Raw genomic sequence first — 11,730 nt, 5'->3', positions numbered from 1 at the left:
TTCACACCGATAGAGGCCGCTACCTCGGCACTGGAGAAACCTAATGGCTAACAAACCCGGTTACTGGAACAGCCTTCACGGATTTGCGACGATCTTGTTGGTTGGCGCAGCGCTTTACTTTCTATTTGTAGAGCACGGAGCGCACGTCTTTCCGTTTCTCCCCTACCTGATCATTCTCCTCTGTCCGTTAATGCACCTTTTTATGCATAAGGGGCACGGTCACGGAGAAAGCGGGCATGGCGAACACAACCACCAGGACACGGAGCAAGCTTACCGCCGCGGCCTGGAAGAAGGCCGAAAGGAGGCTGACAGAAAATGAAGCATAAAGAGCATCGCCTGGGAGTTTCGGAAGTTAACTTGGTGACCCGTCACCTCGGGCTTAAGCGACCCATCAATACCGAGAAACTGACCGAAGCCATTGCGGAAATCGATCAGCTCTATGGCTTGGATGATATCGCCTTTGTCGAGACATCCGACCGGCTCGATTTCTCCTATGACGCATCGCGGCTATGCCTCCAGTGTGTGGAGGACATCCTTATCAAGTTCGGCATTCCAATCAAGCAGGATTGGTGGACGCGCTTCAAAGAGGAGTATTACCTGTTCGTCGACCAAAACGTTAAAGACAACGCCCAACATGAACCCTGGAGTTGCCACCGAGTACCTCCGCACAATCGAAAATAGAGACGCCATTAAAAGGGCCCTTGATGACCGAAGAGCATTACCTACTGAAACCGCGCCGACTGGGTATCGATAGCCATCAAGAGCTGGTGGTCTATATGCGCAATGATTGCCACGTCTGCCACTCGGAAGGATTCAATGCCCAAAGCCGGGTACAAGTCAACATTGGCGAGCGAAGCGTTTTGGCTAGTCTCAACGTCATACATGGAGACTGGCTTGCACCGGATGAATTCGGGCTGTCGGAATCCGCTTGGCACACCCTTGCCCCCCAGCCTGGCGAACTCGCCGGTTTCGTTCACCCGCCCACGGTAGAATCCATGAGCTCGGTGCGTGCCAAGATCTATGGAAAGCCACTGGAGGACATACAGTTTGACGCCATCATCTCGGACATCTGCAAAGGGTTTTATACCGACGTGGAGCTGGCCACCTTCCTGACCGCGTGCGCCAGTCGTGGATTAAACCGAACCGAGACCGCCAGCTTAACTCGGGCCATGATAAACGCGGGGGAGCGCCTTGACTGGCATCGCGATGTGGTCGTAGACAAGCACTGCGTTGGTGGCCTGCCCGGCAACAGAACCACGCCTCTTGTGGTAGCTATGGTGGCTGCAGAGGGTTTGATCATGCCAAAGACCTCCTCGCGGGCGATCACCTCTCCGGCAGGCACCGCCGACACAATGGAAACCTTGGCGCCGGTCGCCCTTTCCATTGACGACATGCAGCGCGTCGTGGAGCAGGAAGGCGGCTGCATCGCCTGGGGCGGTGCAGTCTCCCTGAGCCCTGCCGATGACGTTCTGATTCGTATCGAACGGGCAATCGATCTCGACAGCGAGGGACAACTAGTGGCATCGGTGCTGTCTAAAAAAGCCGCCGCTGGTGCCACCCATGTCGTGCTCGACCTTCCGGTCGGTCCCACAGCCAAGGTTCGCAGTGAAGAGGACGCCCAGTGTTTAGCAAGGCTGCTGCGCGAGACCGCTGAAGTGATCGGGCTGACTGTTCGGACGGTCATCACCGACGGTCGGCAGCCAGTCGGACGAGGCATAGGTCCCACCCTGGAGGCCCGAGATGTTCTGGCTGTGCTCCAAAACAAGGAAGACGCACCTGCGGATCTCAGGGATCGATCTATCCAACTGGCCGGTGCGATTTTCGAGCTCGCAGGGCTTGTCGAAAAAGGCAGCGGCGTCAATCTGGCCGCGCAATCCCTGACCAGTGGTCGGGCCTGGCAAAAATTTAGAGCTATTTGCGAAGCCCAGGGCGGCATGCGCGTACTGCCGGTGGCGGCTCAGACTCAGCCGGTGCCAGCAAATCGTCATGGCTTCGTCACCGCTATCGACAACCGTCTACTGGCGCGCATAGCCAAGCTTGCCGGCGCGCCAGCGACACCAGCCTCGGGACTCGACTTACATGTACGCCTCGGCGACTGGGTCGAAGCCGGCCAACCTCTGTTTACCTTGCATGCCGAGTCCGCAGGAGTGCTTGCCTACGCGCTGGAGTACTTACACAGTCGTCTTGACGTTATTTCCATCTCTGAATATCCGTCATAAGGCCTTCTCAATTCGCGTCCAATACCGCTCATTGACTTTAAAAAAGGACCAGGCATGACAATCCGTTGGAATGTGCTATTCAACCTCCACAGTGACAAAGAACTTGCTCTAACCCTTTGCGGGTCGCTGGATCTTCGCGAGGGTCAGCTCGACATGCGCCACTTCCCCGATGGCGAAAGCTATGTGCGGGTGCTGGATGAGGTTAAAGACCTCAATGTGGTGGTGCTGGCGGACCTTTATCAACCTGATCACCGAACCCTGCCTTTACTCCTGCTGGCCGAAACACTCAGGGACCTCGGTGCCAAGGAGATTCTGCTGGTGGCGCCCTACCTTCCGTACATGCGCCAGGACAAACGCTTTCACGGCGGGGAGGGTGTGACATCGCGTTACTTCGCGCAATTGTTGTCCCGCTACTTTTCAGCGCTGGTCACCGTTGATCCTCACCTGCACCGCTATCATGTCTTGTCGGAAATCTACGGTATTCCTACCCAGGTCGGTCACGCAGCGCCAGTAATCGCGGAGTGGATCGCCGCCAACGTCAACAACCCGGTCTTGATCGGCCCCGACAGCGAGAGCGAGCAATGGGTCTCTGCGGTGGCAAAGCAGGCAGGTGCGCCCTTCACGGTATTGAGTAAAACCCGGCGTGGCGACCGTGAGGTAGAAATCAGTGTGCCTCACCTTGAGCAATGGCTGAATCACACTCCGGTACTGGTCGATGACATCATCTCCAGTGGCCATACCATGCTGGAAACCATAGTTCACCTTGAGCGCTTTGGGCTGCCGAAAGTGGTCTGCATCGGCGTTCACGGAATCTTTGCTGAAGGAGCCGATATGGAGCTAATTGATAAATCAGCGCGACTGGTCACTTGTAATACGATCTCACACCCCAGCAACGCCATCAATATCGGAGGCCTTCTGGCCACCAGTATCCGCGAGTTGGCTTGATTCGTTATGAAGACTCAATCAAAAGCCGCGAACGTTGCTTGGATGGTGGTAGTTGTACTGCTCTGGGCCATCTGTTTTCCTTTTATCGTGACGGGGCTGCCGGACGCTCCCCCCTTGCTGTTTGCTGCCTTGCGCGCTTTTCTTGCGGGAGGGCTGCTCTTCGCGGTTCACTTGGTTCTGCGGCGGCGCGCGCCTTACCCTTTTAGCCCCCGAGACTTGGGGCTGTTGAGCTTAATCGGATTGTCCTATACAGCGATGGGATTTGGCGGAATGTTTCTAGCAGCAGGACACCTATCACCGGGACTGGCAACTGTCCTGGCAAGTACTCAGCCCCTGATTGCCGCAGCGATCGCCGCCGCTTGGCTCGGAGAAACGTTGCAGATCAAGGGCATAGCCGGGCTTGTCATAGGTTTTTTGGGCGTCGCCTTGCTTTCTTGGTCGGGATTCGACAATAACAATGCCGGCTATCTATGGGGAGTTACCTGGGTTCTTATGGGCGCCATCGGAATAGCCATCGGCAACATTCTATTAAAAAATCGTGCTGGGAGATCAGTTGCCGCCCCCATGGCTGTCCAGTTATTAATAGGCGGCGGAATACTTCTGGCTGCATCCGCGGTAGGCGGCGAACAGTGGGAGATTCGGTGGACATTTCGATTCACCGGTTCCCTGCTCATTCTATCTGCCCTGGCGACAGCCGCCATGGTGTATTTATGGTTCGCCCTGCTGGCCCGCGCCCCCTTAAACCGATTGAACGTCTTCAGCTTTCTAACCCCGGTACTTGGGTTGCTAATTGGATTTATGTTCTTTGAAGAGCGGCTTCAACCCGTCCAGATTCTTGGAATAGTCGTTGTCATTATCGGTATAGCCATGATGCAAGGGAGAAATGCTGTGGTAGCCCCCGACGAGAGCGCAACACCACCTTAGTCGCTACAGTCCGTGCCTCCTTATAAACACAGCTGGAGTGGAAAACCCCGCAACAGGAGCAACATGTGATCGAACGAATACGCCAAGGAGCGCCCACCAGCCGACTATCCGTCCTTTTGCCAGAACTCCCCCTGGCGGGATTTGGTTTTTTGACACACTTTTTGTGGGAGATGCTTCAAGTCCCTTGGTTTACCGGTATGGCGAAGGCATCTCACGGCTCAGTGGTTTGGATGTGTATACAGGCTTCCGGCGGCGATGTGCTGATTCTACTGGCCAGCTTCTGGTTTTCCTCAATAGTCTTCGGACACCGTCGATGGCTCCTCGAGGGCAAACGAAAGCCGGCTATCACCCTTCTGCTCGCGGCATTTCTCGTGACCATCGTCATGGAATGGCTGGCGACCGGCCCTCTGGAACGATGGACATACGCAGACTCTATGCCGATCATACCTCTGTTAGGCGTGGGACTGGCCCCACTTCTGCAGTGGCTTATTCTCCCGCCGCTGATAATGTGGCTATCGCACAGACATATGCTCGGCTGCATCGCCATCCGGTCCAGCCGTTCGGTCTAGTTGCATTGGGCTGGTGGCCCGCCGCGCCGGCACAAACGCTTGCCCCAATCAAAAAATCAAGATTTTTCTACAACGAGAAGAGGAAATTAGCTATGAACGATTCTACTGTAGTGAATACCCGTTTACGTACCGTCCCGCTAGGCAACACCCTGTCAGTTCTGTTAGTAATCAGCTATCTGCTGTGCGTAGGCTTTGGCCTGCTCGCCCCGGCGCAGATGCGTATGTACGAAGCTTGGGCGCCTTTATTGCCCGGCTTCGAATGGCTTACGTGGTCGGGATTTTTAATTGGATTAGTTGAAGCCTATTTGTACGGTTGGTACATCGCGGCTCTGTTTGTGTCTTTGTATCGCTGGTTCTCAAAAGAGAGACAATGATTATTTTTAATGGATCCTACGTCGAAACGGGTAGAAACGTGAGAACTGTCTGGTGAGCTATTTATGAACCGATTAACAACTTTCCTGAAGAGACACCTCGGTGATGTCGGGGTGGTTTTCTACACCTCACTACTCATTATTACCGCCTTTGTCGTCACCTCTGCCCTTCAGCCGGAAACCGTTGAAGCAATCGCCCAGAAAGTCCTCGATGCAACCGCCAAAAATGTTGGTTGGATGTACTTGATGGCAACCACCGGCTTTGTACTATTTATCTTTTTCCTGGCGTTCTCCAGGTTCGGAAACCTCCGCCTGGGCCAGGAGAACGAGTTGCCGGAGTTCTCCTTCACCAGCTGGCTGGCCATGATTTTCTCGGGGGGCATGGGCGTTGGACTGGTGTTCTGGGGCGTGGCGGAACCCATCATGCACTTGAACGTTCCGCCCCTGGGCCTTGCCGAGCCGCGCAGCGTAGAGGCGGCGCAGCTGGGCATGCGTTACTCGTTCTTTCACTGGGGTTTTCACCAATGGGCCAACTTTACCCTTGTGGGTCTGGCTATCGCTTATGTCCGTTTTCGCCACAATAGCTATGGTTTGATCAGCGAAACATTCCGCCCCCTGTTGGGAGAGCGAGTAGACCGCGGTTGGGGAAAAGCCATCGATATTCTGGCGGTAGTATCCACCTTGTTCGGGGTTGCAACGACTCTGGGGCTTGGCGCGCTGCAGGTCAATAGCGGCCTCTCCCGGCTGGGTGTAATGGATTACTCGACCACATCGCAGTTTATGATCCTGGGAGGGCTTGCAACGCTTTTTACCATATCGGCCATGACGCCACTCGACAAGGGCATACGCCATCTCAGTAACGCCAACCTTGTAATCGCGAGCGGCCTCCTGCTCTTCGTCCTGGTCACGGGCCCCACGGCCTTTATTTTTGGTGAGCTCACCCAAACGCTTGGCGAGTATCTCGGAAACCTCATCGAAATGAGCCTGGTAACCGCCCCCCACTCCGACGAAAAGTGGGTGGAGCAGTGGACCATGTTTTACTGGGCATGGGGGTTAAGCTGGGCGCCCTTCGTGGGGAGTTTTATCGCCCGAATATCAAGGGGAAGAACCATTCGGGAGTTCGTCATGGGGGTAATGGTCATTCCCGTCGCCTTGAGCATGCTGTGGTTCTCAACCTTTGGTGGTTCCGCCATCCATTTCGAACTGTTTGAAGGCGTCGGTATCGCCGATGCCGTGGCAGAAGAAGTTCCATCCGGTCTTTACGTACTTTTAGATCAACTGCCTTGGGGTGGGGTCGCCGCTGTTCTGGCGGTCATACTGGTCTCGATGTTTGTGGTCACCTCTGCGGACTCAGCCACCTTCGTACTGGGCATGTTCACCTCCAAGGGTGTACTAACGCCAACACGCTTTGTTCGAGTGCTCTGGGGCTGCTTGCAGCTGTTAATGGCCTCCGTGCTCTTGCTGAGCGGCGGGCTGAACGGGCTCCGCACTCTTTCCATTGTCGCCGCATTTCCTTTTATGTTGCTGATGGTCCTAATGGCTTTCTCTCTTCATAAAGACCTTGCGACAGACATTAGGCGCCGCGAAGAGAAAAACGCAATGATGCATGCCCGCATGGAGCAATGGCTGCTGAGAGAGTCTGAGCGGGAAGCGGAGCGTCAGGAAGAAGAGGAACTCCATCCAAGCGCCCCCGAGCAATGTCCGGGATTGAGCCGGACGGGACAATCGACCCCGATAGAAGAGACGTAGCTGGTGAACCAACAAGGGGCCAAGTTACCCTGGCCGACGCCCTTTCCTGGGCTTACGGTACCGGACGATGAAATGCCCATTTGAGAAAGTGCGGACTGAAAAACCACTCGTTACCAAATCCACCGCTTCATCAAGCGGGTTCCATGGCCCAAGTACAGCGCATTTTGCTACAATCCCGAGAACTTTCGTAAACCTACGATCATTTGGTATGACCTGTGCACCCAACTAATGAAACTTCACAGCAGGCAGAGGCAAAAAGACTCAACCAAAGTTGTTCCTGCGTCACTCTCGATCGGCCAGCGGTAGCTCAGGATATCGCCCATCTACTGGGTGAAGACGCCGAGGATATTTTGTCCAGCGAGGCCTGGCATCAACTTTTCTCCAACGTTGCTGTCTTTGTTCCCGACCAAGATCTGGCCAAGATGCAGGCCTTGGTTCGCGCATTGGAAGCGGCCGCTGCGCTCTCCGACTATCGAGAGAAGGTGTTGTCCTGGGCACCATCGACAGCACGGCTCGACCCCGGTCCCGCTGGTGCCTTTATGGGCTATGACTTCCATCTTGGCGACGATGGACCACGTCTAATCGAGATTAACACCAATGCCGGAGGTGCGTTTCTCAATGCGATTCTTGTCCGTGCCCAAAAACGATGCTGTGGCGGTGCGACCAATGAACTCTGGACCGAGGACTTTGACCGCGAGGTGATCCGTCAGTTCGAAAGCGAATGGCGCGCCCAGCGCGGCAGCAGACGCCTGGAGACAATCGCGATCGTCGATGATCAGCCAGAGGAACAGTACCTCTATCCGGAATTCAGGCTCGCTCAGAGGTTGCTGCAGAGGGGCGGAATCGAGACCCACATTCTGTCCCCCAAAGATTTTCAGCTTAATAACGGAGTGCTGTACGGCAACGGCAAACGAATCGATCTGGTTTACAATCGGTTGGTGGACTTCGGACTCGAAGCCCCCGATCACGCCACCTTACGCGCGGCCTGGTCGGAGGGAGGCGCTGTTATAACCCCCAACCCCCACATTCACGCACTGTTCGCGAACAAACGCAATTTGGCTGTTCTGTCAGATCAAACGACCTTGAGGGAGTGGGGCCTGAGCGCTGAGAACGCCGAATTGCTTCGCCAAAGTATTCCGCGCACCCAGTTAGTCGATGCCGCCAATGGCGAAGAACTCTGGCGGCAGCGACGGCAATTGTTTTTCAAACCTGTAGCGGGTCATGGCAGCAAAGGAGTTTACAAAGGCAGCAAACTCACAAAAAGCGCCTTTGCCCGAATTCTAGAAAGCGACTACATCGCGCAGACCTATGTGCCACCTTCAGAACGCCTGGTGATGGTCGATGACGAGAGGGAAATGCTCAAGGTCGACGTACGTCTATATACCTATCGCGGCGAGCTGCTGTTGGCGGCGGCGCGCTTGTATCGGGGCCAGACCACCAATTTTCGCACCCCAGGTGGTGGCTTTGCACCAGTTCTCCTCAAGCAAACCTAGCGGGAGACATTTCCGCCCGCCAAGAAGTACCGGGCCGGCAGCGGCCTCCGCGCGCTGACTCCAGCAAAAACGGATAGCCCTATTTTACTTACATGTCATCCATGCGCCCTATCTGCCGTACCAAGCGCTTGGTTTCATGCTCTTCCATATCCAGCAATGACTGCACCAGTTCTGTGACCTCGGGTATTTCTGCCTTTTCGATAAGCGTTCGGTAAAGACTGATGATTTGTTCGTGGAAATCGACCACTTCCGTCTCTATTGAAGTGGCATCCATTTTGGCGTAGTGATCGTCGCAATCCAGGTGGGTGGTAATAGGATTGTGCGGCATGTAATCGTACACATAAGTGCGAGCTGCCCTGGGATCAGCCTGCTGTTCAAACCCTGCCACTATTTTCTCTATTTCCGCTTCGTGCGAGGCCAGATACTCAAGCAGCAGAGAAGCGCGTTCATTTTGATGAAGCGAGGCGCAATGAGACAGGCATTTTGCCAGGCTCCCGTGCAACTTTCGGCTCCATTCAATCAGGTCAAAAATAGTTTCAACTTTCATGCTAAACCTCTTGTCTGAATTTAAAATACGTCGCTTTAAACGTCAGCGACCATGGTACTAGGAATGCCATTACGTCATCGGAATCACAAGGAAGAACTGCGCAGCCAACCCGATGATGACCGTGCCTGAAAGCGCGGTTATCGCCACCATGCTCAGCCAATATTCGGGGGCATTCGGAGCCGCCTCCCCTTGCCGGTACATGGGTACAATAATACGCAAATACACCGCCAGCGAAAGCACACTATTGACAATCCCCACCACCGCCAGCCACGTGAATTGGGCATCTATGGCAGCCGCAAAAATCAGGAACTTGCCCACGAAACCAGCAAGTGGCGGAATGCCGACCAACGACAGCAGAAATAGCACCATTGCGATCCCCATTAATGGCCTGTTGCGCCCCAGGCCATTGAAATCGGTCAAGGTGCGTCCGACCATGGCAACAATGGCGAAGGCACCCAGGTTCATGGCCGCGTAGGCGGCGGCGAATAGAATGATCGATGGCAAGGCAAGCGAGCTTGAGCCCACGGCCAAAATGCCCAGCAGGAAGTAACCGGACTGCGCAATTGATGAGTAAGCCAACAGCCGAACGACATTATCCTGCGCCAATGCGGCGAGGTAGCCGTACGTCATACTCAGTACCGCCAGCCCCGCAATAACTGCGGGCCAACCGCTCTCCATGGGCAGGTCTCGAAGCACTTGGGTTAGCGCGAACAGAGCGCCCACTTTGGGCACCACAGACAGGTAGGCGGCTATCGATAAGGGCCCGCCTTGATAAGCGTCTGGCACCCAGAAATGAAACGGAACCAATGACGCCTTATAGCCGAGGCCGACAATCGCCGTCACCAGGCCGAGGATGGCGGCTAGCGGCATGGCGTCGGCGCGCGCGAGATCAGAGAGCAGCGTGGAGCCAGCGGCGCCGAACCAGTAACTCAAGCCAAAGACCATCACCGCGCCGGTAACCGAGCCGAATACAAAGTATTTCATGGCGGCTTCGGTGGCCGGGTCATCGTCCGGGTAGGCCACCAGCGCGAAGCTGGCCAGGCTGGTCAACAAGACGCCCAGCACTAGAAACATCATATCGCCGCTTCCGGCCAGAACGAGTGCACCAAAAGTGGCAAAGCACAGCAAACTGTAGACCGTGCCCTCACGAACGGTGCCTCGCACATCCACGCGCGCCAGCAACAGGGAAAGCACGGTGGCGGGCAACAGGATAAGTTTGGCCCAAATACTGAGCGTGTCGATTCGGAAGCTGCCCCCGAACACGGCGGCGTCGGTGCCCAGCATACTCAAGGTCAAGCCCGTGGCGATGAACAGGCCCACGATGGCAACCGCCAAGGCAACGCGCGGCCAGCGCAGCATTTCCGCAATCAGTGCACCGACCGCCGTTAACAGAACGGCTATTTCGGGAATTAATAACGCAAGGTCATGACCCATTACAGCACCAACGCCGAGGTCGTCCGATGAATGATGTCCAGCACCCAGGACGGCGCCACCCCGGTAACTAGGGTAAGCACCAGCAGTGGCGCCACGGCGAGCAGTTCCCGCACGCTCAGGTCGGGCATGCTATGCCAGCGTTGCTGGGGCTCGCCAAGGAAGGTTTCGCGGATTGCCTTGAGAAAAGTGCCGGCAATGATCGCGATGCCCAGTATCGCGACAACAGCGGCGGGCACAGTGCCCAGAGTGCTGAGAAATATCTGGAACTCGGCCGGAAAGTGCGCCAGACCAGGCAGACCAAGGGACGCGAAGGCTGCCAGCATAAATGACCAGCCCAGCAGCGGAACCGTTTTAAGTAGGCCACCGAATTCACCCATTTCCCGAGTATGCGCACGCTCCTGAATCATGCCCACCAGGAAGAACAATGCACCGGTCACCAGGCCGTGACTGAACATCTGCAGGACGGCGCCATCGAGGGCGGTGGCACGCACTGAGGGGTCTAGGGTCAGTGCGGCCACGGCGACGCCGATGATCACATAGCCCATGTGGTTGATCGAGGTATAGGCCACCAGGCGCTTGAGATCGGTCTGCGCCAGAGCGGCGAAGGCGCCATAGAGCGCGCCGATGACACCGAAAACCAAAACAACGACGCCGGCTTCGCGGAACGCCTCCGGAGTCATTTGTAGAGCGAAGCGAACCAGCCCATAGGTTCCAAATTTCAGCATGATGCCGGCCAGGATGACACTGCCGATAGTCGGCGCCTGAACGTGGGCGGCAGGTAACCAAGTGTGCAGCGGTACGGCGGGGATCTTGACCGCGAAAGTAACCAGCATGGCGACCAACGCCCACATGGCCGCGGCCCCTTCAAGCGGTGGATTAGCGATCCAGGCGCGCATGTCGAAGCTGGGATCGGGACTGCCGAGGTAAAGCCCCAGGATGGCGAGCAATAACGGCAGGCTGCCCAGAAGCGTGTAGATAAAGAACATCAGAGCCGCCCGCTGCCGGTCCTCATGCCCCCAGCCGGCAATCATGAAATACATCGACACTAGGGAGACTTCGAAGAACACATAGAACAGAATTCCGTCGAGGGCGGTAAAGGTGCCGATAGCCGCAGTTTCCAGAAGTAGAACCAAAGCCACGTAGGCGCGCGGGCGCTCGCGCAGCGACGAAGCATAGATGAACGCCACCAAAAACAGCATGGCACTCAGCAGCACTAAGGGCAGGCTGATACCATCCACCCCGACCCGGTAGGCGGCACCGATGGCCGGAATCCATTCGAGCTCTTCGACTTGGGAAAAGCCCGCGCCACTCACTCCCTCCAGCCACATGGCCAGCGCGCCGACCAGAGTTAAACCGGCGGTGCCAATACCAATGCTGTGTACGGTTCGCGCCGTTGGCCTCGGAAGGGCCAGAATCAGGACGGCACCGGCGAGCGGCAAAAACAGAGTAAGTGATACAACTGGTAGCATGAGTATGGCT

At 56.0% G+C, this 11,730-nt stretch carries 11 protein-coding genes; 8 read left to right on the top strand and 3 right to left on the bottom strand.

Annotation, left to right across the window (positions count from 1 at the left end):
* Positions 1–43 precede the first annotated feature (43 nt).
* From A0251_RS09575 to A0251_RS09535, 8 genes are all read left to right on the top strand, one after another.
* Positions 44–319 (top strand): DUF2933 domain-containing protein, encoded by a 276-nt coding sequence (locus A0251_RS09575; RefSeq protein ID WP_008930133.1) that lies wholly within the window; start codon positions 44–46, stop codon positions 317–319.
* Positions 316–681, top strand: a complete 366-nt coding sequence (locus A0251_RS09570) for a hypothetical protein (protein WP_008930132.1) — start codon at positions 316–318, stop codon at positions 679–681. The genes A0251_RS09575 and A0251_RS09570 overlap by 4 nt, the downstream gene beginning before the upstream one ends.
* Positions 682–704: 23 nt before the next feature.
* Positions 705–2,219: a thymidine phosphorylase family protein gene (locus tag A0251_RS09565; protein WP_051011835.1), complete on the top strand. Its 1,515-nt coding sequence runs from the start codon at positions 705–707 to the stop codon at positions 2,217–2,219.
* A gap of 54 nt (positions 2,220–2,273) precedes the next feature.
* Positions 2,274–3,164, top strand: coding sequence for a ribose-phosphate pyrophosphokinase (locus A0251_RS09560; protein WP_008930129.1), 891 nt, complete (start codon positions 2,274–2,276; stop codon positions 3,162–3,164).
* A gap of 6 nt (positions 3,165–3,170) precedes the next feature.
* Complete coding sequence (locus tag A0251_RS09555) at positions 3,171–4,088, top strand: DMT family transporter (RefSeq protein WP_008930128.1); 918 nt, start codon at positions 3,171–3,173, stop codon at positions 4,086–4,088.
* Between the two features lie 661 nt (positions 4,089–4,749).
* Positions 4,750–5,031: a DUF5676 family membrane protein gene (locus A0251_RS09545; protein ID WP_008930126.1), complete on the top strand. Its 282-nt coding sequence runs from the start codon at positions 4,750–4,752 to the stop codon at positions 5,029–5,031.
* 63 nt (positions 5,032–5,094) lie between these two features.
* On the top strand, positions 5,095–6,777 hold the full coding sequence (locus tag A0251_RS09540) for a BCCT family transporter (protein ID WP_008930125.1): 1,683 nt from the start codon (positions 5,095–5,097) through the stop codon (positions 6,775–6,777).
* Between the two features lie 215 nt (positions 6,778–6,992).
* Positions 6,993–8,270: a hypothetical protein gene (locus A0251_RS09535; protein WP_040297265.1), complete on the top strand. Its 1,278-nt coding sequence runs from the start codon at positions 6,993–6,995 to the stop codon at positions 8,268–8,270.
* An 88-nt stretch (positions 8,271–8,358) separates the two neighbouring features.
* Here A0251_RS09535 and A0251_RS09530 read toward each other — a convergent pair whose 3' ends face one another.
* From A0251_RS09530 to A0251_RS09520, 3 genes are all read right to left on the bottom strand, one after another.
* A complete protein-coding gene (locus A0251_RS09530; protein WP_008930123.1) occupies positions 8,359–8,817 on the bottom strand; it encodes a hypothetical protein in 459 nt (152 codons plus the stop codon).
* A 69-nt stretch (positions 8,818–8,886) separates the two neighbouring features.
* Positions 8,887–10,251, bottom strand: coding sequence for an NADH-quinone oxidoreductase subunit N (locus A0251_RS09525; protein WP_062816630.1), 1,365 nt, complete (start codon positions 10,249–10,251; stop codon positions 8,887–8,889).
* Positions 10,251–11,720 (bottom strand): NuoM family protein, encoded by a 1,470-nt coding sequence (locus A0251_RS09520; protein ID WP_062816629.1) that lies wholly within the window; start codon positions 11,718–11,720, stop codon positions 10,251–10,253. Before A0251_RS09520 ends, A0251_RS09525 begins: the two co-directional genes overlap by 1 nt.
* Positions 11,721–11,730 lie beyond the last annotated feature (10 nt).

The sequence above is a fragment of the Alcanivorax sp. NBRC 102024 genome (genome assembly GCF_001602235.1).
GTDB lineage: Bacteria > Pseudomonadota > Gammaproteobacteria > Pseudomonadales > Alcanivoracaceae > Alcanivorax.
Note: the sequence above shows the minus strand (reverse complement) of the source record. Positions and strands in the feature narration are given on the sequence as shown.